The organism is Bradyrhizobium sp. 482_C4_N1_8 (assembly GCF_052075965.1).
Taxonomy (GTDB): Bacteria; Pseudomonadota; Alphaproteobacteria; order Rhizobiales; family Xanthobacteraceae; genus Bradyrhizobium; species Bradyrhizobium barranii.
Map to the genome: position 1 here is coordinate 5,886,247 of NZ_CP197231.1, position 26,912 is coordinate 5,913,158.

Sequence of the window (26,912 nt, forward strand, 5' to 3'; positions counted from 1 at the left end):
GTGAGGTGTGAGGTGCCGGCGGACCGATGGATTGCGGGCGCATTGCTTTCAACAGCGACTTCCGCTTCGGGTCATAAGCCGTCGACGACGACTACGGAGGGCGACTGCCGCTTTAGTCCCGATAGCGGACATAGTGAGTGCCCTACCCCATGCGGCAACAGCCCCTTCGAAGAAGATGGGTCACCGTCCGCGATTCGAGAGTCAAACATTTTGCCGCGGGCGTGGCGGAAGTACTGATAACCGCGGCAGGTACTTCTCCTTTCCCTGTTAATAAGCGCTACCAACTCGTTCTGGGGGAAGGACTGCGTCAGTCAGGCTCCCAACGCAACTTGAGCGGCAAGCCGGTCTCGGACGAGAGACGCTCGGCCAGCGCATGCGCCTTGTCGGAGCTGCCGACGACAGTAGCCATGTCCGACCAGCTGATCGATGAGCGCATTGCGGTTATGAAGGCGAAAGGAGCGGGAGACGCTCCGCACCCAGGCTCTCTTAGTCCAAGTCCGAAACGGGTCAAAAGCCGACACCGTGACCAATACGTCAGCTAAGGGCCAAGAGCTTCCCTGCGCGCTCCATCCGCAACCTGCCAGCTAGAAAACACCGGCGCGATCTTCTTGGTCGACTGCGTCCACCCGGGATAATGACTGCGTCTGACGCTGATCCGGTTCAGCAGCATCGCGACGACAATCATCGCGAGGATTCCAGCAAGACTGAGCACGATCTGCATCGCAGGCCGGCCCGAAATGTCAAGCAGCGTCAGGTGGCTGGCCAGCGCCAGGAGGACGCCGAGACAGTAGATTGGCAGCGAATTCTCACCGCAGCACCTCGCGCAGCGCATGACTGGCGTCGATAGCCCGCGCCAATCGTGAGGAACGAACCGTAGCACCACAATTGCAAGAGCCAAGAAATGCAGCAGCCGGAGCGGACTGAGATTCGATTTATCCAGCGGGAAGAGCAGGGTCGTCAAATTTTGCGCGACCAGCGGTTTGCCGCTGCAACTCAGCGTCAGGACCAGGCCAAAAACCAGATAGACAACAGCAAGAGTAAGCGTCGTGCGCGACGTCACCCAGGGCCAGACCCTCTCCCCTTCGATGACGCACCACGCGCCCAGCACGATCAAAAGCTGCCAAGCCAACGGGTTGAAGAACCAGGCGCCGTTGGGCCAGGCTGGAACGCTCCAGCCGAAGATGTGCACGAGCGCATAAAGCAACAGCGAAACACCAAGCGTAACGTTTGGTGCTCGCAGCAGCAGCCACAACAGCGGCGCGAACAACACGTGAAAGATGACGAAAGTCGGCAAGACGTCGGTGTTGACAGGGCGATATTGCAGGATTGCGGCATGCGCAAGCGTCGCGCCCGGATGATCGAGCAGAATCCGCGTATTGCTCTCGTCAGCAAGCCGATCGCTGCCCGCGAGGTAGACGAGGACGGTGCAAGCGAGCGTGAGCAGCAGAAACGCGGCATAGATGTCCCATCCCCGCCGCAGCGAACGACCAATCATGCCGCTCCAGCCCTCGCGCTGACGTGCCCTGCCGTAGGCCAGCGCGCAGGTCACGCCCGAAATGAACATGAATATTTCGGCGGCATCGCAGAAGCCGTAGTTGCGCGGTGTCAGCCAGCTTCCGATGTTGTTGGGAACATGATCAAGAAAGATCCACCATAGCGCGATCCCGCGACAGACATCGATGCGCAGGTCGCGGCCAGCCCCCCTGAACTCCGGCGGAGTTTCGCCGATCAATCGCTTCGAGGTGTGAGTTCGATCGTGCATCTGTTTGACCTGCCGGCGTACTCGCACATCGGTCGATGAGAGGCTCTGCTGCTCCGGGCTGGGGTGCCGAGCGGGGTATCCGACCAAACGATGCGGTTACGAGCCCGAGCTACCTGATGGTTGGAGGCTCTTTCGTTGGCCAGCCGGTGCTTTGATTGCCCGGGCCGGAAGGTTCGCCGTCCTCCCAAAACGTTTGCAATATGTCGTCGCTGGCAACCGGTATCAGAAGCTGCTTCCGCATTTCGGCGAGGCGGGCACGACAATACTCACGGTAAAACATCTCCACTAGGGTGGACATGATCGAACCCTCGCTTGATCATCACCATTGACGATAGATTTCGACCATTTCAACCGGCGGTAAATATCAACGGCGCCGGAGTAGTTTGTGTCCGACGAACTCGGATGACGACGATGTGGCCGACGAGGCGCGACACGAAATCGGTATCAGAGAACGTCTAGTGCTGCAGGACAGTCTGTCCGCGGATCGTTGAGTTCGATCAATCGCGAGAGTCATAGAAGCGGAGCTTACGGGTTCACCCCGCCAAGGATATCTAAACTAGATCCGATAACGGCAATCAGAAATAGAGCCATCACGACCGCCTCCTCTTAAAGGAGATTTTTTGACGCCACGGCCTTCGCAATCACTATAGACCTAATTTCTGGCCGCTAAGTGAACGAGTTCACATCAGCATTGAACTTAGCTGAGCGAGACTAGCAGGCCAATGGCGTAGCTTCTTGGACTCTTGCGCACAGATCAAACAAGTTCGGTGCGCGAACTGCAAAATGCAGATACCGGTGAGTTTGTCGCATTTTATCCCGATGTCCAACAAGGCTGGAGGTCCCCATGTCTATGGACGCAGCCAAATTCGTATCACATCGATTCTCGACGCGGGAGTTTCCGGAGCGGATGCGAATCCCGCTATGGCGCGAGGACTTTGGGCGAGGCATAGTCCACGCTGATATTGAGCCTCTATCGAACGCACCGTTTCAGGCCTACGCAACGCTGCAAGCGATCCGAGGTTTGCGCAGGCTCGCGCTGAAAGGCTCCCCTATGCGTTTCAAGCGCTTGCAGGCGAGCATCGCTGATGGTGATGACTCGATCGGAGTCATCCTCTGTTCTCCCGGCAAAAGTCAACTATCGCAGCGCTGTCAAGAAATCGAGCTTAACGCCAGCGACGCCATCGCAATTCTGCATTCCGAGCCGGTCACCGTCACCTATGTCGACGGATTGCTATTCGGTCTTGCCGTACCGCGCGACGCGCTTGCACAGCGCGTGACGAACGTCGAAAGCCGCGCCATGCGGCCGATTTCTCACCGAAATGAAGCGCTCCGACTTCTCATGGCTTATCTCAAGTCGGCATTTAATGAGAGTGTTCTGGCCACCCCGAAGCTGCGAGATGCAGTCGTGACTCACATCCACGATCTCCTGGCGCTCGCAATCGTCGAGTGCGCTCCCTTGGGCGAGAGCAGTGCGAGCGCTGTCGTGACTGCGCGCCACGGCGCCGCCCTTGATTACATCGAGACACACTTTCAAGAACCAGGACTCAGCGTCGAGATGGTAGCTCGTTGCCAAGGCATCTCACCTCGCTATCTGCAGCGCCTGATGGCATCATCAGGATCATCGTTCACCGGGCACGTGAATGAGTTACGCCTCCAACGAGCGCTCAAACTGCTGACCGATTCCAGCGCCAGCGCGCGGCTAATTTCCGATATCGCCTTAGAGGTCGGCTTCTCGGATGTTTCGCATTTCAATCGCTTGTTCCGAGCTCGCTTCGGCGATTCGCCGCGTGGCGTTCGTTGCGCCCGAAGGGATCCTAGCTGATCCACGTGCCCCTCGGCGAGTGCGAGTGATGGTCGCCCAATGACCGCCTTGGGTCATAAGCCGTCGATGACGACTACGGAGGTCGACTGCCGCTTCAATGCCGAACGCTGACATAGTGGTTGCCCAGCGCAGCGGTCTCGGCCGGGAAGCGCAACATTCTGCAATCAAGGTGTTCTGCGCACAGCACAGCTACAGCATCGCGGCGGAGCACCGCGAAGTCGATACTGGCAAGGGAGCCGACGCTTTGGAGCGTCGGCCTGAACTCGCGGCAGCCATGAATCGAGCTCGTAAGGTCGGTCGAGGTGGCAAGACAAGCGCAGCCCCGATCATCATCGCCAAGCTGGACCGGCTGAGCCGCGACGTTCACCTCATCAGCCGGCCTCATGGAGCATCCGGCCTCATGGTGCATCGCGTGTCATTTCTGGTGGCAGAGCTAGGCGCGGACGTCGATCCGTTTGCGCTAGCCGGTTCGGCGTGTACAGGCGCACTCTGGCCAGAAGGCTCGAGAAGCGGCCGGTGAAGTGATTGCACAGCAATGATTGCGGGTGGGTTAGCCTAACGCCTTCCCACCCACGATTCATGCCTGGTGGATACCGAGCGGCGGGTTACGCGTCCACTTTCGGTCTTCGAGTCCCGGCAGACAATCGCTAACCCGCTCTGCGATTTCTACTGCGTGGCCACGTTCCCGGTCGCATCGCGATCATTCTTCGGGTTGTAACCTGAGTCGTGAAGATTTTTGAGATACATGGCGTGATCGTTTGCGTTCATACCACCCGCCCAGCCCATGGGCGATGGCGATTCCGGAACAGCGGCATGAGTGTTCATCGCGTGGCGATGATGGTGCGTTGCCGAGGCGGCAGTAACGGAGAGAGTGAGAACAGCGAGAGCGACGAGCAGTTTTCTTGTCATAGTTAGCTCCTGTTGGGATTCCCCCCTGGAGTGCTACAACGCATAACATAGTCAGCTCACTTCAGGTAGCATCACCTTCCGTCGTCACCACAACGTGACTTTTTCGGAGCAAGCGTGATTGGCGCGGGCGCGCTCCTCAACTTGAGGCAACACCAAATCTCTAGAGACGTCCCAGCGAACAGACCGAAGCGCGGCCTTGAGCTGCTGCCAGTTCGATCGACGGCTGGTTAAGCTAATGCCACCTTCCTCCTGAACTTGATAGGGCTGAAGCGGCGGTCTCGCGACGATGTACGAAAGCGTCCGCGGTACTTTGATCTCGGAGGACGCCGACAGGCAGCGAGTAAAAGCCGCGATTTCGGGTCCGAGGAAACTCGTGATTGGAGAGAGCACGCGGCCAACTTGGAAAGTGGGATGCTCAGAAGGGCAACGTTTTTCGAGATCACCAACTGGTACGATCATCTCATTCGCATAAGCATTCTTTTCCGCAACTTTTCCCTCCCCTCCCCCTCGGTCAAAGAACGCCTTGGCTCGCTTGTGCGCAACGCAAAACCTTGGCCTCGTGCCACGGCGCGCGCATCCAGACATCGCGTTCTTCAACGGTGGTCAGGATCACCGGCTTCGGATGGATCGACAAGACGACACGTTCGGTGACGTCGTCAGGAAGCCGCAGCAGACGAGTGAGGGCGGCTGCATCTCGCTGCCATAGCGGCAGGTCAGCTAGACTTGTTGCCGAAACACCGCCCCGCACTTATGGGCAGGAACGCCGCCGTCCGTCATAGCCGATGTAAGTTCCGGATGCAGGATCGTAAGTCTGAAAGTGCTGGCAGCCGTAGCCCCCGCGCGGTTTGTGTTCAACGCGAGCTGGTTCGCCTGGTTTAATTGCCGATTTGCTGTTCTCCGTGGCCACGTCCGGTTGACCTGCGGTCCGGGCGGGGTTCACGAAGGCGGCGTAGCTGTTTGCCCAAGCAGGCAAGGAGACACCGGGCGTCTCTTCCACAACGGCAGGTTTCTGTTCCATGGAGCGCCGCGCGTCCGCCAGTTCGGTTGCAAGCGCTTCGGCCCTGTCGTGCTCCTGCTGCAGAGACTGCCACAGTACCGCCGTCGCGCTGTCGACCGCTTGGCTGAACTGGTGCGCCTCGCCGTTGGGCCTCGACAGCAGTTTCCCGACGTACCGCCATGCCTTCACAAGTTCTTTTTCGAGCGCCTCAGCCCTGGCGTGCTCTTGCTGCAGAGACTGCCGCAGTTCCGCTGTCGCGCTGTCGATCGCCTGCTTGAGCTGCGCCGCCTCGTCGTCCTTCGACAATGGCGTCTGTTGCGCCATGACCGGCGGGACGATCGTGATGAGCTTAGACAACTCCTGCTGAGTGGCGTATCGCGCCACATAGGCGACGACGTCGGCGTTGAGACAGAACCCGATGAGTGCCGCCGCGACGAGGGTTCGGGCGATCCAGGAAATTGCAAATCCCCGCCGCGCGTGTGACGCCTCGAGGATGACGACGTTTGGTGCGGTCTTAATCGTATGGCGCATGTAAACCACCGCCGGGATATCAGGCCATTGCTTCTTCACTTCGCCGGAAGCCTAACCCCACCCGTTGTGCCCCTCAAGTTTGGTGTTACTCCTCGGTGATAGCTCCGGCTGCGCGGCGATGCGCCGCCCCGAGCGGGAGAGGCAAGCCGCTACCGATTGCGGTGGACAACGTGCCGGACACAACGGAGGCCCCCGCGTTGACGCGCTCGCGTCGAGGTCGATGATGGGACGCTTGGTCGACTGCGGATGCGTTGCGCAGGATGGCTGATGGGCACGCAGTGCCGGGTGCGTTATTTTCGAGTTCCAATCGTACAGAGATAGTCGCGCGGCAGGGCTAACCCGACCGGCGAGCGGTGCTTCTCATGCATCGCGATGAAGTCTCGTTGAAGTGCCGTGCGCCTTTCAGGGTCGAGCGATGCGGCCAGCGTTTTTGTCGGACCATAGCCAGTCACAAATATGTCCCATACCGTTTGGCCGCTCGGCATGCGGAGTACCGTGGTGCCAGGTTCAAAGGCCAGATCGAATGTATCGCCAAGCAATTCCCGAACGCGGCCTTCCCGGCCCCACGCAAATGGCGAAGGAGGAGGATTGTCAGGCGGTGGCGGCATGTATGGCCGCATTGTCTGGAATATTTCTTCAACCGCACTGCCAGGCAGCCAAGTGACCAACCCCAGTCGCCCGCCCTTGCGCGTGACACGTGCCAACTCGGCAGCTGCAGCCTCGGGGCGCGAGACAAACATGACACCGAACGTCGAAGTCACACAGTCAAAGCTTTGATCCGGAAATTCCAGCGCTTCGGCATCGCCGACCTTGAAGTCGATCTCCGGTGCAATCAGTTTCGCCGCCTCGATAACGCCTTCACCAATATCGATACCAGTCACCTTTGCGCCTCGATTAGATAACCGCCGCGCAGTCCAGCCCGTGCCTGTCGCAACGTCAAGGATGCGCTCTCCCGGTTGCGGCCAGATTCGATTCACGACGTGATCAATGGCGTCTGCTATACTTTGGCTCACGGTATCGTAGGACGCGCCGCCGGAACCCCAAGTCGCGGCGGGTTTGAGGTTATGAGCAAGAATTTGCGCCATGAAATTTACTCCTCGATCTCGATGGAATAATCAGCTCAGTCGCTTGAGCCCGGCGTGATGAGAACATTGGCACGCAAGACGAACCTCAACCACAGTTTACAAATCGGTTGCGGCACAATGTCTCAGTTCAAGGTAGACCGCCTAGCGCGATGATATGAGCGCGCGTCCGAAACAGATGCATGTCCTCTGCAACTGCAACCACGGATTTTCTCGCGCCAGATATTCTCGATAGGTTCGGTCGCACGGTCCCCGCGCTTTTCGTCGCCCTCCATAGGACCCTCGACCATCCTGTCGTGTCCGTGCGATGCACGACGTGGAAGCTATAGCGTCCTGCGAGGACATCAGTTTTGACGCATCCGCTAAATTGGGTCTGGATCGCTGCTTCATAGTTGGTGACTGCTGCGTTATAAAGGGACGATCCGCTACGTGCGGCGAACTCCCATTCACATACCCATTTGCATGCGAAATTGATTATAGCTGCGCACGCGCGCGTCATTGGTTGTGAGGGGTTCAAATCATGACGAAGCACTTTTCGAGGCGCATCATGACTGATGTGCTCGTAGTCCTAGTATCTGTAGTGATGATCACGATTGCAGTAACATTTTTGGGCGATCCCATTCGGGCCCGCATCGCTGCTTCTATCCCAACCCCATTCGATCTTGCGATGGTCAAGACACTCGCAACCGCTGAACCGAGCAAACTGAGCCTTCCGCGCGCGCAACCGAGTTGCCGGCTTCGTTCCGCTCCTCTGCAATGGAACGTAGACTGGCTTTTCCGGCCGCCCGCAGCTCGCGGATGATGTGGGCTTGCTAAAGAAGCAAGCCGTCTCGGTTGGCGGCCTTTAGGCACGGCGTTTTCTTCACCTTTTGAGGAGGGACGCCAGTCGTATCGGCTATGGATCACACATGCGCATTCTGAAAGTTGCACACGCAAATTCTTCGTGCCCTTGCGGCATTTCGCGCATCATAGCAACCTCGATGCGAACCGTGTCAGCATCGAAAGCCTGACGGGAAATTCCTCATCATTTTCTTGAGGTCCCTACCTCCATTTGTAATCCACCTCACACCTGCAGCGAAGCTGCGGTCCGATATTGTCTCAGTCTTGGCGTCATTCGAGGAATTTACAGATTTCGTTCGGGCGCTCGGTCGTTCTTGCGTGGTTGGGCACCGAAACGGGAGGCCGGCATGCCAACGTCATCTCCCCTTGTGCGATGGTCGACTGAGATGCTGCCGGAGCGAACAAGGTTCTCCACGTTCCGTGAAGAGTTTACGCGGCTGAACCTCGCCTTGGACGTGATAGATCACAGCGGCGGCCGCCCGCGTATCAATGTCACCTACTTGCCGCTCGGCCCGGTTGGCGTTTGTAGCATTGTCACCACGCCGGTGGAGTTTATCCGTCACAAACGCCACCTCAAGGATAGCCGTGACCAATTCGGACTTAACATCGTCGAAGCTGGCCCGGTCCAATTTGCAAATGCTGGCCAGGAACATGTCTATGATGCCGGCGCCGCTTGTTTGGTTGACCGGGGAAGGCTGCTGCGAGTATTTGGGTCGCGTGGCGCCAGCGTCAAATTCGTGACCGTGCCGGCTGCCGCCCTTAGGTCGCTGGTTGCACAGCCGGAAGATCTATCAGGTCGGCCGGTGCGTCCTGGACCGGCGCTTCGCCTGCTCCACCTCTACCTGCAATCGCTCGCATCCCTCAAAGAACCTCCGTCATCAAAACTCGCCTCCACCGTCGGCACACATCTCCTCGATCTTGTGGCCGCGACGCTCGGGCCGACCGTCGAAGCTGCAAACCTCGTTACGGAGCGTGGTGTGAAGGCAGCCAAGCTGCAGGCGATCCTGGCGGAGGTCGCGCAACGCTTCGGCGATCCCAATGTCGATCTGAACAATGTTGCTGGAGCGCTCGGTATGTCGCGGCGATACGTGCAAAAGTTGCTCGAAGAGACCGGAAAGTCGTTCACCGAGCACCTTGCAGCGTGTCGGCTTGAGCGTGCCTTCGCGATGTTGACTGACCCGCACCATCTGCATTTGGCCATCATCGATATCGCGTTTGCAGTCGGCTTTGGTGATGTTTCTCATTTCAATCGCTCGTTCCGCCGACACTTCGGCGAGACGCCATCAGGCGTGCGCGCCGCATCGATGGTGCGGCAGAAGTCATCCTGCGCCCCCTCACAATGCGCGGGCGACGGCCGTTGAAAACGCGGACTGTTCGGCCTCGCGGGACGGCAGGCAGCGCGCACCGGGCTACAGGGCTGAAAGAGTTCCTTCACCTTGATCTATGGAACACGCGAACTGGCCATAACCGGGACCGCTTCGCGCTGAAGAATGATACCGTCGCTGCTGGGGGCCAAACGGAGACAATCCGATGAACACTCGGACACTTGCTGCAGCGCTCGTGGGAGCAACTCTGTTCGGCCTTACCGCCGCGCAGGCCGCGCCGAAGCCCAAGGCGAAACAGGCGGGCGCGGTCACCGTCACCGTGACGAACTCGCGCAAAGCGGATCTAGTCCAGCTGGAGGCGGCCAAGTCCGGGTCGCCAGACTGGAAGGAAGTACTGGGCCCGCTGAAATCCGGCAAGCAAGCGTCGGCTAAACTGCCACAGGCCAGCGATTGCCGCTTCGATCTGCGCGGGACGTTCGACGACGGCCAGTCGACGGATGCCTCCGGCATCAACGTCTGCGCCGATAAGACGCTCAACCTGACCGATTGACACAGGCTCTTTTATCGCGCTCCGCATCAGCACGACGCGGCAGGCGCAAGGCCACACGAAGGCCGCACAGCGCAACCGGGCTACAGGGGACGGGACCGGCCCGCGCCAGCGCCATGTGAAACTAGGGCCTATTAGGGCCCGGCCGGTTCGAGGGGGCCGTTCGCTAGCCAGGCGACAACCGAAATATGCTTTTATTTTCCGTCACTTCGACGATTTCAACAGGCCAAAAATACTACTTGCAGCAAGGACCACACGGTTTTGCCGTACGCGCGGCTCGCCATGTTCGCCGCAGATTTTCAGCCCTGTCGACGGAGCCCGAAAACTACTGGCGAGACGGGCCTGTCAGCGCCGTTCGTCCGCACGAAGCCTCGGGCTCACGCAGAGCAATCCGGCCCGCCTTTTGCCATTCGCACCCGACGCTGCCGCGTCCACCGCAAGCCCGGCTCGCGACACTGACGACCACATGATCATCCCTCAAGGATGAACCTGGATGGGCGACACATACGCCATTTTCTGAATTTCGGTAACGTGGAATATTTTGTACGATGGGATTGACATGTTTGCGGTGTTTTGCGCGACGGAAATTCTGTAGCCGACGGAGCATATTTCGCCGAGAATGCCTCGTTCGTTTCCGCCGCCGCTGCGGCGCTTCGGGCGTGCCGCCGCGATGCGTGTGAAGAACCGGCTGCAACAACGGCTCCAGGCGTGCGGCGATATCTTTAGCGAGCCCAGGAGACTAACGCTACCAGCGCTTCTCGGCAGCGACAGGCAATTGCCGTCGTTGAGCGCAGCCACGACGAAGCTCGAAACGCGCTCAATGGGGGCACGTTGCTTTGGTGGCCTGAGCGCGGCTGACGGCCGCGTGTCGGTCGATCCAGAGACTTTTCTCAGACCAGAGATCGTCCCCTCCTTCGGCAACGACCGAATAATTCCCCAGCGTCTGCCCCATCCATTCGGCCTGACCTGCTTACAATCTCACATTGGCCGTGATGAGATTTTTCTTGATCTCCCGGTGCACACGTCATGCACACGCGTCCCTCTAACTAATTGAAACTCTTAAACTCTCGCTCCGGTCCATCATGGGCGCCACGGAAAATTTCCAACGCAAGTCATTCATTTTATTGAACTATTTTATCTAGGATCGACCCCCGTATGTGACTGGATCGACTGAGAAATTTGGCACGACGAGGCTTTCGCAGATTGCTCCTTCTAGGCTCATCTATGTCCGAATTGGAAGCGAAAATCTGGCCTTCGGATTCTCACCACGCACACGAAAACCCCATGTACACGTCACTCGCGCAGCGCTAACCCTTTACGCGGGTCACATTGAAGGCGAATTCGCGCAAACCGGGTCGACATTTGGCCGGCACGTTTTGCGGGAGATCGCAAGTGGGAAGAGGTGGTACGCAGCACTCACGGCGATCTTGTGTTGGTGGCAGATGTCTACGAGTCGCGAGCTCTCCGAATTTCCACAACTAAGCTTTGCCGCGGTGCGATCTTTGAAATGGCCCAACTCGGCAAATGCGACGAGCCACTAGCGTCAGAGCCATCGAGCGCGCTTGAAACGCAGGTAAAGCACACCGCACAATACGACGATAATGCCAACGACGACAAAGTAGCCGTATTGCGTCTTCAGCTCGGGCATATTTTCGAAGTTCATGCCGTAGATTCCGGCAATCGCGGTGGGTACGGCCAGTATGGCGGCCCAGGCGGCCAACTGCCGCGTGATCACGCCCTGACGCTGCTGCTCCAACAGATTGCTCACCTCGAAAACCGAAGTCAGAACGTCTCGCAGGGAGTTCACCATCGCTTCGACGCGCCGCACATGGTCCAGGACGTCCTGGAAATAAGGACGAGCGTTGGCGTCAAGACACGGCGTCTCGAGGTGCACGAGCCGGCCACAGACCTCCGTCATCGGGCCGATAATTCGCTGGAAGCGGATCAATTCTTGGCGAAGCCCGAAGAGCCGTTTGACGTCCGCGCGGCTAAGAAAGCTGTCGAGCGCGCTTTGCTCCATGTTGAGAACGCGTTCCTCGATCGTCTCGACCACCGGAAGATAGCCGTCGACGATAAAGTCGAGGATGGCATGGAGAACGTAGTCGGGGCCATAGCCCAGCAGGCTGGGGGCTGCTTCGAGCTGGGCGCGGAGATTGCTATGCGCGCGCGCCGAGCCATGCCGAACCGTGATGATGAAATTCTTCCCGACGAAAATTGCGGTTTCACCATAGGCGATGCGGTCGTGCTCGAGATGGGCTGTGCGCGTCATCACAAACAGCTGGTCGCCATAAACGTCGACCTTCGGCAATTGGTTCGCTTTCAGCGCATCTTCAATCGCAAGAGGATGAAGCCCATAGTTCTTCTCGAGCTGTTCAAGCTCTCGTTCCGGAGGCTCGAATAACCCGATCCAGACAAACTCGGATTTGCCCTTGCAATCGATGGGCTCGTCCAATGAAACGGCTTTTGCCTTCTTGCCATGACGATACAAATGGGCTGCTACGACGCTCACAACGAGCTTCCTCCAAACCTGTTGAGCGGTGTGCACCACCCCGTCACCTTAAATCGCCTGCCTTCATTTTGTTGCAGGCTTGGAGCGCGGGATGATTCGGATTCAATCTGACGGTCGGGCATCGCGTTTGGCCCGCGCATGTTGACGGTCAAGCACCAAGGCTAAGATGCGCACGACGACGTCGATCTGCGCATCCGGTGACGAAGGGCGTTCATCAGGGTCGAATGCGATTCCAACCACGGCATTCCGGCCTTCGTCCGTCTCCACGGGCCAGAAATCAAAGCGGGAGGCCAGATTGGGGTAGATGCCACTGCGTATGACAGTTCCAGTCGCCAGGGACGATCGTGCCGCCTCCAACTCGGCCTCCTGCGGCTCCACGTCTCCGACTTGCTCGAGGGAAACCACCCTGCCCTCCGTAACCAGCATCACGATGACGGGAACCTGGAAGAGCGTTGCCAGTGCCCGGGACGTAACCGAGACGATTGCCTTCGTATTGTCGGCCGCGACGACATCACGGCAATAGCCTTGCAGCAAGGTCGCGCGCCTTCTTGACAGCCTCGCTTCGGTCGCCCTCTGCCAGGAGGTGAAGGCAACTGCACTCACGATGACCCCGACCACGAACAGCAGTCCAATCGCCCAGATGTTCGCGGGGTCATCGACCGCCAATGAGTAGCGTGGCTCGGTCAGGAAGAAATTGAATGCCAGAGCACCTAATATCGCCGAACAGAGTGACGGAACGAGGCCGAGACTCACACCTGCGATGACCACTGGAAGTACGAAGATAAGCGACAGGTTGGGGATAGTGACGCTGCTGTCAATACCGACAGCGATGACCGTTGCGGCGGCGGTCATGGCGATTGAAACAAGGTAGCGCGCCAGTTCCGATGCTACCGGACCCAGAAGGGGCTCGGCATCAGGCGCCGGCGTGATGTCCTGCGGCAGCTTCGATTCAACATCCGTCACCACTTGAACTCCCGCCTGGCAGGCGACACACGTCGGCCGAAAAGCAAGCCCGTCAGAGTGCGCTCGCAGCGCTGATGGCTGACCGAGCATACAACAACTCCATCCACATGTGAGCCGCATGAAAGGCAAATTCAACGTCGCGCGAAGCGCGCCGTCGCCCAGACTGTCAGGTATTTGATCTTCCGGCTGGCTGAGGCAGCGCCGCGGGTCAGCCATGAGCGCGCGATCATTCCTGTCGAGGACGCGAAGAGGTGATCGACCGCGTGGGGGGAGAGACAGACTCGGCCAGATATTTTGCACGCCATTTCGGCCCTGGGCCGCGCATGTAATGATTTTCCGGCCGGTATCTGGCGGACGGTCCGTACCAAGCCGGAAACAGGAACGTCATCAGCACCTCAAGGGCGCGATAAGTGAGGAGCATCAGCCTAGCGAACGCTTCCCTTGCCATATTGCCTCCGAAGATTCGCCAGACGCCGCCGATACCCGCGTTCGCACTCTTGGTTCGCACTCCTGGGAGTGAGATCGCGGTCAATCCGGAATGAATTGGTTCGATCCTCGAGAGCAGACCGGCTGCGATGGTGATCGCCACCTAGCCATTAGTCTCCACGAACGGATATCGCATGGAAGCATGTAGGTGATCGGATAGGAAATCGAGATAGACCGGCGTCCGCTCATATAGGCGCCGCATAGTGGGCACGACTGGCCGAGAACCGGAGTTTCATCAGTTGCCGTCGCGAGCAACGGCAGACGTTTAGCGGCCGTGACGGTCGTCGCAATGCTGGCAAACGGTCGTCGGCCGGCGGTGCGCTAGTTCTTCTTCTTGGACGCCTTTGTATCCGTGGCGCGAGCGCCACCCCAGGGATCGTACTTCTCGTCAGGGACCGGAATCCTGTCCAGCGCGGCCTTGTAAGCCTTCTCGTCGACCTTTGGCCGGCTTTCGACGGGCGGACCTGAGTTGCCGCGGCCTCGGCCAAAACCCTGTGCGTGGGCCATGAAAGTGGCGGCCAACATCGCCGCGACGGCAACAACGAGAGCCGGGAGTGCGCGCCTTCCGCCGATCATGCTCATTCCTCCTGCGGCGCGAACGCCTATTGTCCGGATGGTGTGCGGACGCCGTGCCAAGCGTCGCGCACCTGGTGATAGTGGGCCTCCGGCAGATAATCCGGCGTATCGAGATTGAGCGTGCGGACATCCAGCCGGCCGACGGCGCTGAGCAGCGTGTAGGAAGCGATCACCCGGTCGCGCTGCGCCTGGATCTGACGCGAACGGGCCGCGGTGAGGTCCTGCTGGGCGTTAAGCACGTCGATCGTGGTGCGCTGTCCACCGGCCGCCTCGCGGCGCACCCCCTGCAATGCGACGTCTGCTGCCTTCGCCTCCGACCCGGCCGCTGTCAGTGCGACCTTGGTGCCCTCATTGGACACCCACGCGCCGACAACGGCCGTCCGCGACTGGTTCCTGACCTGCTCAAGCACCAGACGGCTTTGCGAGGCGAGTTCCTTGGCCTGGCGCGTCTGGGAGGCCGCGGTACCGCCGTCATAGATCGGCACATTGATCTGGCCCAGGATCGAGGCCTGATTGGTCGCAAACGTGCTCAGCGTCGAATCCGAGTCCTTGGAGCGGCTGGCGTTCGCCTGTACGGCAACCGTCGGGAGCAGACTGCCTTCTGCGACCTTGATCGTGGTCTGCGCGACATCCACATCGTAGCCCGCACCGAGCACCGCCGGATGCTCGTGATTGGCGGTCTCGATCGATGCCGGCATCGTCACGGGTGATAACCGATCGACTGGCGTGGCCGGCGTCAACTGACCGGGCGCCCCGCCGATCACCTGGACGTAGGTCGCCTTGCTGATGGCAAGCGTCACCTCAGCGGCATTGAGATCGGCAAGGCCCCGACTGAGGCGCGCCTCGGCCTGGGCTGTATCGGTCGGCGTCACATCGCCCGCATCGAGACGCTTCTTCGTCGTCGCCTGGATCTCACGCAGCACTGCGACGTTGGTGCGCTGCGCCTCAACCAGGGCCTGATTGGCCAATACGTTCATATAGGCCGTGACGGCGTCGAGCAGCACGCCCTGCCCGGTGTTACGCAGCGCCTCGCGCCCCGACAGAACCTGATACTCGGCGACGCGCACGCTGTTGGCGGTCTTGAAGCCGTTGAACAGAACCTGGCTGACGGTCACGCCAATCGTCCACGGACGCAGCGTCGCGCCCTGGATCGTATTGTCGGGCAGCGTATTCCTGACCGCCTGCAAACCCGCGCTGAGGCTCGCGACCACCTGCGGCCGGTAGCCGGCGAGCGCCTGCGGCACGTTCTCGTCCGTGCCGCGCTGCCGGGCACGATCGGCGTTGAGCTGCGGGCTCGACTGATAGGCCCGGACCAACGCCTCGGACAGCGTTTCCGCGCGCGATGGCACGCAAACCGTCATCGCCGCCCCGGCAAGGAAAAGTACCAGTGACCGGCCGGACGCTCGCACAGCCCCCCTGACGATCTTGTTACGCACGCCCCACCTCATTCTGCCGGCGCCAACTGAGGCTGCGCCGCCAGGCCCGGCCGGGTCCGCCGCGAGAACATCGAGATCAGCGCTGGCAGCGTGACCAGAATGACGATCGGCGCCAGCATCATTCCCGCGACGACCACGACCGCGAGCGGCTTCTGCACCTGCGAGCCGATGCCGCTGGAGAGCGCCGCGGGCAGGAGCCCAATGCCCGCGACCACGCAGGTCATCAGCACCGGACGAAGCTGAAGCTCGCCGGTGCGCAGGATGGCGGCACCGCGTTCCATACCCTCGTCGATCAGCGCGTTGTACTGGGACAGGATGATGATTCCGTCCATCACCGAGATGCCGAACAGTGCAATGAAGCCGATTGCCGCCGAGACGCTGAAGGGAATGCCGGTCACGAGCAGGCCCAGGATGCCGCCGAGCACGGCCATCGGGATCACACTCATGGTCAGGACGGTGTCGATGATCGAGCCGAAATTGAACCAGATCAGCATGGCGATCAGCGCGAGGCTGATCGGCACCACGATCGACAGCCGTCGGATCGCATCCTGTAAATTGCCGAATTCGCCGACCCATTCGAGATGCGAGCCCGCCGGCAATTGCACGTTGGCCGCAACCTTCTCCTGCGCCTCCTGGATGGCGCTGCCGAGATCGCGCTCGCGCACCGAGAATTTGATCGGCAGATAGCGTTCCTGCTGCTCACGATAGATATAGGCGGCGCCGGACAGGACCTTGACTGTCGCGACTTCGCTGAGCGGCACCTGCGTGACGCCGTTCGGCCCCTGCGCCCCAATTCGCAAATTCTGGATTGCCTCGGCGCTCTTTCGGAACTGTGGCGCAAGGCGGACGATGATCGGGAAATGCCGGTCGGAGCCCGGCTCGTAGAGGTCCCCGGCGCTGTCGCCACCAATCGCGGTCTTGATCGTCGCATTGATATCGCCCGGCGACAGCCCGTACCGCGCGGCGCGGGCACGGTCGACATCGATCTGGATGGTCGGTTGGCCGAGCGAGGTGAAGACCGCAAGGTCGGTGATCCCCTGAACGGTGGCGAGCTGCGCCTTGATCTTGTTTGCGGTGTCCGTCAACGCCTGGAGGTCACTGCCATAAAGCTTGATCGAGTTCTCGCCCTTCACGCCCGACACCGCCTCCGAGACGTTGTCCTGGAGATATTGCGAGAAGTTGAACTCGACGCCCGGAAACTTTTCCTGAAGCTGTCCCAGCAGTATGGCGGTCAGCGCGTCCTTGTCCTCGCCCTCAGGCCATTCCTTGGCGGGCTTCAGCGGCGCAAAGAATTCTGCATTGAAGAAGCCGGCTGCGTCGGTACCGTCGTCTGGCCGGCCATGTTGCGATACCACCGACTCGACCTCTGGCCGGGCAGCGATCACCTTGCGCATCTGGTTGACGTAGGAGTTACCCTCCTGGAGCGAGATGGTCGGCGGCAAGGTTGCGCGGATCCAGAGATTGCCCTCCTCCAGCTTGGGCAGAAACTCGAGCCCGAGCAATCGTACGGCGACGACCGTGATCAGGACCAGGACGGCGCCGCCCGCCAGAACGACGCGGCGATGCGCGAGCGATCGCGCCAGCACCGGCATATAGAGCCGATGCACCCAGCGCATCAGAAACGTCTCGGTCTCCTCGACATGGGCCGGAAGGATGAAGGCGCTCAGCGCCGGCGTAACTGTGAAGGTCGCAAGCAGGCCGCCTGCAAGGGCATAAGCATAAGTCCGTGCCATCGGACCAAAAATATTGCCTTCGACGCCGCTCAAGGTGAACAGCGGCAGAAAGGCCGCGATGATGATGGCTGCGGCGAAGAAGATCGAGCGCGACACGTCGGAGCCAGCCGTCAGGATGGCATGATGCTTCATGTCCATGACGGTGCGCGACGAGATCGTCGCCCGCTCGCCCGGCGTCAGCCGCTCGGTATGCGACAGGCGCCGGAAGATCGCCTCCACCATTATCACGGTCGCATCCACGATCAGCCCGAAATCGATCGCCCCGACCGATAGCAGATTGGCGGATTCGCCTCGCAGCACGAGGATGGTGACCGCGAAAAACAATGCAAACGGAATCGTTGCGCCGACGATCATCGCGCTGCGCAGGTCCCCGAGGAAGATCCACTGCAACAGCACGATCAGGCCGATTCCGACCACCATGTTCTCCAGCACCGTGTGGGTCGTGGTCTGGATCAGGTCCTTGCGGTCATAGATGCGCTCGATGCGCACGCCAGGGGGCAGGATCGACGAATTGTTGATGCTGGCGACGAGCTCTTCGACGCGCGAAATTGTCGGCGAGCTCTGCTCTCCGCGGCGCATCAGGACGATGCCCTGGACGATGTCGTCGTCCTGATCCTGGCCGGCCATGCCGAGCCGCGGTTGCTCGCCGACGGTGACGGTCGCGACGTCGCGGACCAGCACCGGCGTGCCGCCATTGGAGGCCACCATCGTATTTTCGAGCGCGTGGATCGAACGGATCAGGCCGACGCCGCGAACAACGGCGGATTGCGGGCCGATATTGACGGTGTTGCCGCCAACGTTGACGTTGGCGTTGTTGATGGCCTGTTGAAGTTGCGGGAGCGTCAAGCCGTTCGCCACGAGCTTGTTGAAATCAGCCTCAACCTCGTAGGTTTTGGTCTTGCCACCCCAGCCAGTTACATCGATCACGCCCGGGACAGTGCGGAAGCGCCGTTGCAGGACCCAATCCTGCAATGTCTTCAGATCGAGCACGGAGTAGTTGGGCGGCCCCACCAGCCGGTAGCGATAGATCTCGCCGATCGGGCTCAGCGGCGAGATCTGTGGCTGCGCATTGTTCGGCAGCGGCGGCAATTGCGAGAGGCGATTCAGGACCTGTTGGAGCGCCTGCTCGTAGGTGTAGTCGAACGAGAACTGCAGCTTGACGTCGGACAAGCCGTACAACGAGATTGTCCGGATCACCTTCATGTTCTTGATGCCGGCGACCTGAGTCTCCAGCGGGATCGTGATGTAGCGCTCGATCTCCTCGGCCGACAGCCCCGGACTTTGCGTCACGATGTCGACCATCGGCGGCGTCGGATCGGGATACGCTTCGATGTTGAGCTGCTGAAACGCGATCAGGCCGCTGACCAGCATGGCGGCGAACAGGCCGACCATGAGGAAGCGACGGCTGACTGCGAAGGCGACGAGACGTTCCATGTGAACCGGCTTGCCTTGAGTTAGCTGCCGGAGGCGGCACGGTCGATGAACAGGCTTCCGCGTGTGACGATCTTTTCGCCGGCCTTCAGGTTGCCGCGTGCCTCAACGAGGTCGCCATTGGTCAACCCGATCTGGATTTCGCGCAGCTCGACGGAACCGTCGTCGCGCGAAACCCAGACCCGGACACGATCGCCCTCGAAGATCAGAGCCTGCTTCGGCACGCCGACCGAGGGTCGGTTTTCGCCGGCATAGACGGTAGCATTGGCGAACATTTCCGGCTTGAGCGATCCGTCCCTGTTGTCGATGGTGGCGCGGACCATGAGACGCCGCGTCGACGGATCGATCGCGGCGGCGACGTAATCCACACGCGCCTTGAACTCGCGACCGGGAAGCGCCAGCACCGTAAAGGCGATATCCTGTCCGATGGCGATGTCCGCAGCTTCGCTCTCGCGCACGAAGGCCGTGAGCCAGACCGTCGAGAGGTCACCGATCACGAAGACCGGATCGCTGGCGCTGCTGCTGATGAACTGGCCGGGACCGATCTTGCGCTGCACGACCGTGCCGCCGATTGGCGAAGTGATCGGCGTCTCGGCGCTGATCTGGCGCGTCTCCTGGAATTTGGTGATCTGATCCTCGGACCGCCCCAGGATGCGCAGCCGATTATGCGCCGCCTCGAGCGCGGTCTCCGCCGAGCGCATGTCATTCTGCGCCGTGATGAGATCGGCTTGCGCCTGCTGCCAGTCCTTCAGAGGCACCGCTTTGCCGGCGTAGAGATCGTTGGCGCGCTTCTCGACGATCTGCGCGAGGTTGAGCTTGGAGCGCGCAGTATTGAGGCTGCCGAGCGCCGTCACGAAATCGTTCAGGCCCTGCACGGTGTCGGTGGCTTCGACCACGAACAGCGGCTGCCCGCGTTCGACGACATCGCTGGGCTTCACCAGAAGTTTCACGACACGGCCCGCATAGGGCGAGAAGATCGGCGTGGAGCTGTCTTCGTTGACGGCGATCTTGCCCTCCGTGACGTGCTCCGCACGAAACACCCGCTCCGTCACCGGCGCAATCGAGAGCGTTGCCAGCTCAGATGCGGTCGGAACGTAGCGCGGTGGCTTTACCTTGGCCTGGCTCGACATCTCCATGGATTTGCCATGCGACGCGAGCATTCGTGTCGCGCCGACGGTCGCAATGGCAAGCGCGATCGCCGCAGCCGCAAGCGTAACGATTCTTTTCCGGCTAAGGCTCGAACCGGCGATCATGATGCAAACGTGCGCATTGACTCATGCACTCCCGTGCCTCCTGCGAGGCCTTGGCTTACTCGCCCAAACGGGGCTCAATTCTGAACGCGGTCGCGCCACATCGGCGATCTCGACCCGCGGTAGTACCGCATCGGACCGTGATTGCCGGACATGCCGTCGGCGATCCGCCGTGATGCTCCCAGGCTGTCATGGCGTCGGCAGCGCGTAGCATGGTTCGCTTGCACAGAACTGACAGCACGTCCTGTCAACATCACACTCGCGGCAACGGATGTCACGATCCGCACGGCGTGTCCGCTCACAGGGCACGCCGTGCCAATCGATCTCATTGGCTCGGCCACATCGGATATTTGGGCCCGCCGTAGTAGCGCATCTGGTGAGTACCCGGCGCATCTGTTGCAGTGGCGCTGAGATCGCTCACGCATCCGGCAAGGCAAGCGCCAAGCCCAACGAGAGCGATCATCGCCGCAACTTTCAGTCTTCGTCTCGAGCCGATCATGCAGCCCCCCTGCCTCCTGGCGTTAATACTTCGCGACCACCGCGTTGCCGCCGAACTTGAAGTCGAGCCCGACCATTACGGTCGAATAGGTGTTGGCCACCGTGTACGGCAGCACACCGTTGGTCGGTGCATCGCGATGGAACGTGCCGTTGTCGAAATAGCGATACTCGAACTTTCCGATCAGATTGTTGGTGAACGCATAAGCGATGCCACCGCCGGCGGTCAGGCCGCTCCGTGTGGCCTTGAACGTGTCCACCCCGACGCCGGGATTGGTGTTGGTGTGCGTCAGCTCGCCATAAGCCCAACCGCCCGTGAAGAACAGCAACAAGCGGTCGACCGCGATGCCGCCGCGTCCCCGCAGCGTGGCACCCCAGCCCAGCTTTGTCGCGTCGTTCCAGCCGAGCGCGAAATTGTCGTTGCCCTTGATGTCAGCGCCAAAGCCGTCGGCTTCGATACCGACGACGATGTTGCCGCTCTGCCAGTTGGCGCCGATCTCGCCGCCGCCGAAGCCACCCGTCGATTCGTAGTTCGCCGTGAAGTTGGCGAAGCCAACCGGGCCGGTCGCGTTGTTCACGTTGTGATTGCCGAGCCCCCAGCCGCCGAAGACGCCGACATAGAAGCCGGACCAGTCATAGGCCGGCGCCGCGACTGGCGGAGCCTTGCCGTAGATCGGGAGATCGGCGCCAAACGCCGGCGACATCGCCGTCAATGCGCCCAATGCAACCGTTGTGAGAAGAATCTTTTTCATTGCTTGCCCCTGTCGAGTGTCTCTTTGCGAAGCGGGTGGCGCTCGCGGCGCCACCCGTCCGCATAATCAGAAGTGGATGATGATGTCAGCCGAACCGATGACGGCCGTCTTCTTGTTCGGGGGAATGCCGAAGTTGGCGTTACCGTTGAACGCCGGCGCATCCAGCGCGTGATACACCGACACTTCGGGCCGGATCTCGATCTGCGGCGAGAACCAGTGCTGCCAGCCGATCCCGGTTTCGACATAGCGTGTCTTCACGCCGGTACGCTGTCCCTGCTTGTCGTCGAACCACTCGAGACGATAGGAGATGTTGTCCATCTTCGTCGGGCTGTAGTTCACGTAGGTCAGGAAGGTCTGGACCGACGCCGTGCACGACAATTGAGTTGCGTTGCCGCAATGCGCGCCGAACGGTGCGTTCCAGGGCATGACGTCGAGCGAGAACGGTGTACCGCTGGCCACGAGCGCGACCGAGGCAGGATTGTCGAGGTTGAGCACGTTGTTCTGGTGCTCGTTATAGGTCTCGAACGAGATGTGCCACTGATCGTTGAACTTGTGATAATAGGTCAGCCCGTACCACTGGAGATTGTTGTAGCCCCAGGTGCCGTTGTTGATGCCGTTGGCGATCACGTAGACGCCGTCATTGCCGCTGTCGGTTACATAACGAACGGCCGCACTGAAGGTCGGCTGCGCGCCCGGATCTTTCAACATGGTGCTGTCCGGGAACAGCGGATTTGGATTCGCATTGGCGATCTTGGCGCCGACATGCCACGGCATTGCTTCGGTGCCGACCGAGAAGCCTCCCTGGATCATCCAGTTCTTGTTCAGCGCGAGCGAGGCGTTGATGCCGGTGTTCGTGTAGTTGTCGAACGTATACGTCATCGAATGCGTATACATGTAGTTGTTCGGCGCGAGCTGCGCCTCGATGTCCGGGATCGAGATGTAGCGGCCGAACCTCAGCAGAAGGCCGTCGGCCAGATAGGGAATGAAGACCTCGCCATAGGCCATCGGCATGTCATAGCCGTAGTTCCTGTTCTGCTGGAGGAGCTGATTACTCCACAAGCCGTAAGCCGTGGTGTAGCGATAGTTCTCGCCATAGATCGGCGCGATGCGGAAGCCCCAGTCGATGTGGTCCTTCTGGACTGTGTCGGGCAGTCGCTCGATATAGACCACGGCCTGATCGAGCTGAACCGTGTTCGGATTGTAGTCGTATGCCGCCGGCGAATTGCCGCCGCGGACGGTGCTGTTGCTGAGGTTGCCGCCGGCGTTGACCCAGCCATAGACCTGAATGTGCGCGTCGTTCATCCACTGCCCGACGGCCGTGTTGCTCATCGCGTTCATCAGCGGGCTGTCGACCGAGTTCGGACGCGTGACGCCGATTGCGGTCGCACCGCCATAGGGCCATTCGGTGAACGGCATCGGCGGAATGCTCTGCGGTGTCGCAGGCCAACCGTCGCGGCGCGACGCCGCCGCCTTCGGATCGGACGGCGCGGCCTCATGGCCCCATTCGAGCCGATAGTAGTTGATGAAGCGGGTCATGAAGTCCTGACCCAGATAGGAGTCCATGCACGCATAGTTCTTGTAGGGATCGCAGAACGTCTTCCCCACGGGCGGAAGCGTGTCCGCTGCATTGGCGGCGCCGCCAATCCCCATCGCGACCAGCGATACGCCCGCCAAAAGATAGTTTCTCATCATATTGCCCCAAGCTGTTGGACCGACGCCTTCCAGGCGCTCTTTCGGTTTGGTTAAGCTTCAGGTGCAATCTTTCGTGAGGCGGGCAAAAAAAAGCGATGCGGTTTCCGGCGCGCGTTCGTTAAAATAAAATAGCGCGAGGCGCCTCGCGGGCATCATTTGCATTCGTAAGCATCAGATGCTCACCGCGTTTGCTCAAATCGTCAGCGAAAAAGTGGTCTTTTGCCGTTAGAACGATGATGCAGCGCAAACGTTCACTTCGAGCTGTGTCATTTTCGTCATAGTGCGCGACGCGCTGTGCTCGACTTACTCGCAACCAAGCGCCGCTTGCTTGCCGCAGCTATTATTTTGCTACGTATGTGCGCCAGATTGTCGATCGAAGATATATGCCTGGACTCGCTAAGCTCGCCACGTGGGCAAATTTGCTTCGCGAGGTTTGATCATGGAAGCAGTGACTTGTGCAGCGCGCGCCGGCGACAACACAACAGCGGACGGTGTCGCGTTCGACCTCGGCTTCCTGCCGAAGAACCTGGCGCGGCAATGTCGCAGCCTGATCGAATCGTATCACGAGGTTCACGGCTTCGCCTCGTTGCCCAATATGCTTTGGCACTTTCGCTTGGGCCCGCTGATCGAACGGCACACTGAGCTTCGCCGAATCCTGCGCCGTGCCTCGACGACCCGCAGCTCGAAGAAGGCCAATGACGGCTTCGTGCAGATCGCGACCACGATTCTCTCCCTGGAGATTCTGGCGAGCAGCTTCGCCGGATGGAGCGCGATCTATCCGGTCGCCGGCGAGACCGCGCGTGACGTCCTGAAACAGAGTGCGCACGGGCCGCATATGCCGCTGATGGACTTCTATCTCTATCCGCCCAAGCAGATCAGCGCAGTGGCGGTCGCGGCCCTTGCGCTGCCTCAGACTCGCTCGGCCGACGAAGCCGGCCTCTACCGGGCATCTAGGCCGGAGCTTCTCGGCGAGAAGCGCGCCCTGCAATATGCGAGCTTGGTTCGGCAGGCATAAGACGCCTCACAGCCACGAATCGCGGCGTTGCCCTGAGGCCCGGTACAATCGTTGAGGGAATCAGAACCCGACTTCGCCTGACGCGGAGTCCGGAGCGAACTTTTCCGTAAAACTACGGAGGCTGTGGCTATTTCTTTTTTATGTTGGACCACTCCCAACATCATAGATTTTCTACGTCGATCTGGAACATCGTTCCTTCGCCGGGTAGTTGACGACATCGAAGAGTCTGCATCACGACATTGAACGGGTTCTGGTGCGCGCCGTTGGTCGACGCATGCCGATAGCAATCGAATTTCCGAGCATTGTCCGATCGGGTCTTGTTTGACCATTGATCCCGTTGCGGCCGACGCGGCCGGAGCCGGATCTTTCGATGTCGCCGTCGGTAAGGGCATGTACGTATTTTGATTCTTTATCCACCTCTGGGCCGCATGTTTTCGATGACGAGCGTGCGGCAGACCGGCTCCAAATTACCATCCTCGGGGATACCGGCCCTGGATGAGGTCGCGTCGCTGCGTGTCGTCGTGTGGCGCAACGTGATCCCAGTGTTGCTGTCGGTTCTGAGCATCGGACTGGTCACCACAGCGCTGTTCGCACTCAACACGACATTGGCGTCAAGCCTGGTCCCGATCGCCTACCTCGTTCCAGTCATGTATGCTGCGACTCGATGGGGCGTCTGGCCGGCAATGACGGCATCGATCACGGGCACGGCGGCCGCGGATTTCTTCTTCTTCGAACCTCTTTACAGCTTTCGCGTCGACAACCCGCAGGAGGCGGTCGATCTCCTGCTGTTCCTGATCGTTGCGCTGGTGAGCAGCAATCTGGCCTCGCGGCTGCGCAAGGAAACCGACACGTTGCGACAGCGCGAGAAGGAGATGCATGCGCTCTATGACTTCTCGCGTCGCCTCGCCTCCTGTTTTACGGTCGCGGACTTGATTTCCGCCATCCGTCAACATTTCGAGGGCGCCTTCGGCCACGCGGCAACTTTGTTCGTGACGACCGCGGACGGGCATTTCGAACCGCCTGAGTCCCGCTTCGCGCCACTTTCAGTGCAGGCAACTGCGGCAGCGATGAATTCCGGAGCGGGTCCAGGGTTGCAGACCATCGTCGACGAGCAGCGCGGCGAGATCTGGCTGCTCAGGGCGATCTCGTCAGATTCCGCTATTCACGGCGTGATCGCGGTCAATATCGGTCTGGGTTCCCAGCCAGCGATTGAACGGCGGACTCGACGGATCCAATCAATCCTCGACGAGACCGCGCTGACGCTGCAGCGCCTCGACATCGGCAAGGTGATGGAGAGCGCGCGATTGCGCCTGCAGGCGCAAATGTTACGCGACGCCTTCCATGGAACACTGTCGCACGAGCTTTGCACGCCGCTCGCGGCGATCCAGGGTTCGGCGAGCGTGCTGGAGACCATTCCAGCCATACGTGGGGACGCGCGCATACAAACGCTGGTCGAGGCGATCTCTGACGAGGCGAGCCATCTCGACGGCTATATCAGCAACCTGCTCAGCGCGACTCGCGTCACCGCGGGCGGACTGAGTCCGCGCCGCGAATGGGCGGACCCGAGGGATATCGTCAACGGCGCCATCACGCGCCGCGCGCGACGGCTTTCGGCGCATCGGATAGAGGCAACTTTCGCAGATGATCTTCCCCTGCTCCACGTCGACTCGGGCCTGGTGGAGGAGGCTTGCGGGCAGATCCTGGAGAACGCCGCGAAATATTCGCCGTCCGGTTCAACGATCACCGTGGACGTGCGTTACGAGCCCCGTCGCGTGCACGTCGTCGTGTCCGATCAGGGCGTCGGCATCACCGCCGATGAACAGCAAAAGCTTGGCCAGCGATCCTTTCGAAGCGCGCGACATCAGGCGTCGGTGCCGGGGTCGGGCCTCGGCTTCTGGATCGCCTCGACCTTCATCCAGGCCAATGAGGGCATGATCACGGTTCATAGCCGCGGCCAAGGACAGGGAACAACGGTATCGATCTCCCTGCCCGCGCTCGAGCCATCCACCTCCGAACCGATCGCGCTGACAGATGAGTAAGCCGGCAAACATGGTTCTCCTGATCGACGACGAACCGAAGATCAGGCGCTTCCTCCGCGCCGGCTTCGAACTCAACAGCTTCGCCGTGCTCGAGGCCGAAAACGCCACCGAGGCGTTGAAGCTCGCGACCTTCAGTTCACCTGACCTCATCGTTCTCGATCTGGCGCTACCCGATCTTCACGGCGCGGAGGTGCTGGAGCGGATCCGTGCGTGGTCCAACGTGCCGATCATCATCCTTTCCGTCGCTGCCGGCGAGGACGAGAAGGTACGTCTGCTCCAGGCCGGCGCCGACGATTACGTCGTCAAGCCGTTCGGCATGGCCGAACTGCTGGCGCGAAGCGAGGCCGCCTTGCGGCGGTACTTCAAGTCGGCGACGGAAAATCCGGTCGTGGTCGCAGGCCCGCTGTCGGTCGATCTCGTGACCCGTACGGTCTCGCTGAACAACAATCTGGTCCGCCTGACGCGCAAGGAATATCGGCTGCTGCACGTTCTCGCCATGCATGTCGGCCTCGTCGTCACCCACGATCAGCTCCTGAAGGATATCTGGAACGGCAATCAGCGCGACAACATCCAGTACCTTCGGATCCTCGTGCGCAAGCTTCGCCAGAAGATCGAGGCCGACCCCAACCAGCCGCGTCTCCTGGTCACCGAGTCCGGCGTCGGTTATCGGCTTCAGAATCGGCTGGATGCGCAACCGGCCATGGCTCGCGTAACCTGATG

At 60.4% G+C, this 26,912-nt stretch carries 20 protein-coding genes; 7 read left to right on the plus strand and 13 right to left on the minus strand.

From position 1 onward, the window contains the following. Positions 1 to 538: 538 nt before the first annotated feature. Positions 539 to 1,762, minus strand: coding sequence for an OpgC family protein (locus AB7Z56_RS28420; RefSeq protein WP_441256625.1), 1,224 nt, complete (start codon positions 1,760 to 1,762; stop codon positions 539 to 541). An 844-nt stretch (positions 1,763 to 2,606) separates the two neighbouring features. Here AB7Z56_RS28420 and AB7Z56_RS28425 point away from each other — a divergent pair. Together AB7Z56_RS28425 and AB7Z56_RS28430 are read left to right on the plus strand one after the other, a co-directional pair. Continuing rightward, a complete protein-coding gene (locus tag AB7Z56_RS28425; protein WP_063984142.1) occupies positions 2,607 to 3,584 on the plus strand; it encodes an AraC family transcriptional regulator in 978 nt (325 codons plus the stop codon). Positions 3,585 to 3,681: 97 nt separating this feature from the next. Beyond that, positions 3,682 to 4,104, plus strand: coding sequence for a recombinase family protein (locus AB7Z56_RS28430; protein ID WP_441256626.1), 423 nt, complete (start codon positions 3,682 to 3,684; stop codon positions 4,102 to 4,104). A gap of 146 nt (positions 4,105 to 4,250) precedes the next feature. On the opposite strand, the gene AB7Z56_RS28435 is transcribed toward AB7Z56_RS28430, so the two are convergent. From AB7Z56_RS28435 to AB7Z56_RS28450, 4 genes are all read right to left on the minus strand, one after another. Beyond that, positions 4,251 to 4,493, minus strand: coding sequence for a hypothetical protein (locus AB7Z56_RS28435; RefSeq protein ID WP_187387749.1), 243 nt, complete (start codon positions 4,491 to 4,493; stop codon positions 4,251 to 4,253). 84 nt (positions 4,494 to 4,577) lie between these two features. Then, complete coding sequence (locus tag AB7Z56_RS28440) at positions 4,578 to 4,952, minus strand: hypothetical protein (RefSeq protein ID WP_441256627.1); 375 nt, start codon at positions 4,950 to 4,952, stop codon at positions 4,578 to 4,580. 289 nt (positions 4,953 to 5,241) lie between these two features. Further along, complete coding sequence (locus tag AB7Z56_RS28445; protein ID WP_441256628.1) at positions 5,242 to 6,060, minus strand: BA14K family protein; 819 nt, start codon at positions 6,058 to 6,060, stop codon at positions 5,242 to 5,244. Positions 6,061 to 6,311: 251 nt separating this feature from the next. Next, on the minus strand, positions 6,312 to 7,106 hold the full coding sequence (locus AB7Z56_RS28450) for a class I SAM-dependent methyltransferase (RefSeq protein ID WP_441256629.1): 795 nt from the start codon (positions 7,104 to 7,106) through the stop codon (positions 6,312 to 6,314). A 1,184-nt stretch (positions 7,107 to 8,290) separates the two neighbouring features. Between AB7Z56_RS28450 and AB7Z56_RS28455 the strand changes: the two genes are divergently transcribed. Then, positions 8,291 to 9,304, plus strand: coding sequence for an AraC family transcriptional regulator (locus AB7Z56_RS28455; RefSeq protein WP_441256630.1), 1,014 nt, complete (start codon positions 8,291 to 8,293; stop codon positions 9,302 to 9,304). A 169-nt stretch (positions 9,305 to 9,473) separates the two neighbouring features. Next, positions 9,474 to 9,818: a hypothetical protein gene (locus tag AB7Z56_RS28460; protein WP_014493348.1), complete on the plus strand. Its 345-nt coding sequence runs from the start codon at positions 9,474 to 9,476 to the stop codon at positions 9,816 to 9,818. A 1,540-nt stretch (positions 9,819 to 11,358) separates the two neighbouring features. Here AB7Z56_RS28460 and corA read toward each other — a convergent pair. From corA to AB7Z56_RS28500, 8 genes are all read right to left on the minus strand, one after another. After that, entirely contained in the window at positions 11,359 to 12,324 is a 966-nt protein-coding gene (corA, locus tag AB7Z56_RS28465; protein ID WP_441256631.1) for a magnesium/cobalt transporter CorA, read from the minus strand. Between the two features lie 102 nt (positions 12,325 to 12,426). Beyond that, positions 12,427 to 13,287, minus strand: a complete 861-nt coding sequence (locus AB7Z56_RS28470) for a DUF4118 domain-containing protein (RefSeq protein WP_441256632.1) — start codon at positions 13,285 to 13,287, stop codon at positions 12,427 to 12,429. 807 nt (positions 13,288 to 14,094) lie between these two features. Then, complete coding sequence (locus AB7Z56_RS28475) at positions 14,095 to 14,349, minus strand: hypothetical protein (protein WP_441256633.1); 255 nt, start codon at positions 14,347 to 14,349, stop codon at positions 14,095 to 14,097. Between the two features lie 26 nt (positions 14,350 to 14,375). Then, positions 14,376 to 15,710, minus strand: coding sequence for a TolC family outer membrane protein (locus AB7Z56_RS28480; protein WP_441256848.1), 1,335 nt, complete (start codon positions 15,708 to 15,710; stop codon positions 14,376 to 14,378). 83 nt (positions 15,711 to 15,793) lie between these two features. Beyond that, a complete protein-coding gene (locus AB7Z56_RS28485) occupies positions 15,794 to 18,952 on the minus strand; it encodes an efflux RND transporter permease subunit (protein WP_441256634.1) in 3,159 nt (1,052 codons plus the stop codon). Between the two features lie 20 nt (positions 18,953 to 18,972). Continuing rightward, positions 18,973 to 20,202 (minus strand): efflux RND transporter periplasmic adaptor subunit, encoded by a 1,230-nt coding sequence (locus tag AB7Z56_RS28490; RefSeq protein WP_441256635.1) that lies wholly within the window; start codon positions 20,200 to 20,202, stop codon positions 18,973 to 18,975. Positions 20,203 to 20,720: 518 nt separating this feature from the next. Beyond that, entirely contained in the window at positions 20,721 to 21,446 is a 726-nt protein-coding gene (locus AB7Z56_RS28495; RefSeq protein WP_441256636.1) for an outer membrane protein, read from the minus strand. A 66-nt stretch (positions 21,447 to 21,512) separates the two neighbouring features. Further along, positions 21,513 to 23,135, minus strand: a complete 1,623-nt coding sequence (locus AB7Z56_RS28500) for an outer membrane beta-barrel protein (RefSeq protein ID WP_441256637.1) — start codon at positions 23,133 to 23,135, stop codon at positions 21,513 to 21,515. Positions 23,136 to 23,577: 442 nt separating this feature from the next. Between AB7Z56_RS28500 and AB7Z56_RS28505 the strand changes: the two genes are divergently transcribed. From AB7Z56_RS28505 to AB7Z56_RS28515, 3 genes are all read left to right on the plus strand, one after another. Then, entirely contained in the window at positions 23,578 to 24,153 is a 576-nt protein-coding gene (locus AB7Z56_RS28505; protein ID WP_441256638.1) for a hypothetical protein, read from the plus strand. A gap of 437 nt (positions 24,154 to 24,590) precedes the next feature. Next, a complete protein-coding gene (locus AB7Z56_RS28510; protein ID WP_441256639.1) occupies positions 24,591 to 26,192 on the plus strand; it encodes a sensor histidine kinase in 1,602 nt (533 codons plus the stop codon). After that, on the plus strand, positions 26,185 to 26,910 hold the full coding sequence (locus AB7Z56_RS28515; protein WP_441256640.1) for a response regulator: 726 nt from the start codon (positions 26,185 to 26,187) through the stop codon (positions 26,908 to 26,910). The genes AB7Z56_RS28510 and AB7Z56_RS28515 overlap by 8 nt, the downstream gene beginning before the upstream one ends. Positions 26,911 to 26,912: the final 2 nt, after the last annotated feature.

What these genes read in the sequence shown, in the direction of transcription:
- AB7Z56_RS28460 (WP_014493348.1), top strand. Translation starts at nt 9,474, where the DNA reads ATGAACACTCGGACACTTGCTGCAGCGCTCGTGGGAGCAACTCTGTTC.
- AB7Z56_RS28420 (WP_441256625.1), bottom strand. Translation starts at nt 1,762, where the DNA reads ATGCACGATCGAACTCACACCTCGAAGCGATTGATCGGCGAAACTCCG.
- AB7Z56_RS28500 (WP_441256637.1), bottom strand. Translation starts at nt 23,135, where the DNA reads ATGAGAAACTATCTTTTGGCGGGCGTATCGCTGGTCGCGATGGGGATT.
- AB7Z56_RS28510 (WP_441256639.1), top strand. Translation starts at nt 24,591, where the DNA reads ATGACGAGCGTGCGGCAGACCGGCTCCAAATTACCATCCTCGGGGATA.
- AB7Z56_RS28475 (WP_441256633.1), bottom strand. Translation starts at nt 14,349, where the DNA reads ATGATCGGCGGAAGGCGCGCACTCCCGGCTCTCGTTGTTGCCGTCGCG.
- AB7Z56_RS28455 (WP_441256630.1), top strand. Translation starts at nt 8,291, where the DNA reads ATGCCAACGTCATCTCCCCTTGTGCGATGGTCGACTGAGATGCTGCCG.
- AB7Z56_RS28515 (WP_441256640.1), top strand. Translation starts at nt 26,185, where the DNA reads ATGAGTAAGCCGGCAAACATGGTTCTCCTGATCGACGACGAACCGAAG.
- AB7Z56_RS28485 (WP_441256634.1), bottom strand. Translation starts at nt 18,952, where the DNA reads ATGGAACGTCTCGTCGCCTTCGCAGTCAGCCGTCGCTTCCTCATGGTC.
- AB7Z56_RS28450 (WP_441256629.1), bottom strand. Translation starts at nt 7,106, where the DNA reads ATGGCGCAAATTCTTGCTCATAACCTCAAACCCGCCGCGACTTGGGGT.
- AB7Z56_RS28435 (WP_187387749.1), bottom strand. Translation starts at nt 4,493, where the DNA reads ATGACAAGAAAACTGCTCGTCGCTCTCGCTGTTCTCACTCTCTCCGTT.
- AB7Z56_RS28440 (WP_441256627.1), bottom strand. Translation starts at nt 4,952, where the DNA reads ATGATCGTACCAGTTGGTGATCTCGAAAAACGTTGCCCTTCTGAGCAT.
- AB7Z56_RS28505 (WP_441256638.1), top strand. Translation starts at nt 23,578, where the DNA reads ATGGAAGCAGTGACTTGTGCAGCGCGCGCCGGCGACAACACAACAGCG.
- AB7Z56_RS28430 (WP_441256626.1), top strand. Translation starts at nt 3,682, where the DNA reads ATGCCGAACGCTGACATAGTGGTTGCCCAGCGCAGCGGTCTCGGCCGG.
- AB7Z56_RS28490 (WP_441256635.1), bottom strand. Translation starts at nt 20,202, where the DNA reads ATGATCGCCGGTTCGAGCCTTAGCCGGAAAAGAATCGTTACGCTTGCG.
- AB7Z56_RS28480 (WP_441256848.1), bottom strand. Translation starts at nt 15,710, where the DNA reads ATGACGGTTTGCGTGCCATCGCGCGCGGAAACGCTGTCCGAGGCGTTG.
- AB7Z56_RS28425 (WP_063984142.1), top strand. Translation starts at nt 2,607, where the DNA reads ATGTCTATGGACGCAGCCAAATTCGTATCACATCGATTCTCGACGCGG.
- AB7Z56_RS28495 (WP_441256636.1), bottom strand. Translation starts at nt 21,446, where the DNA reads ATGAAAAAGATTCTTCTCACAACGGTTGCATTGGGCGCATTGACGGCG.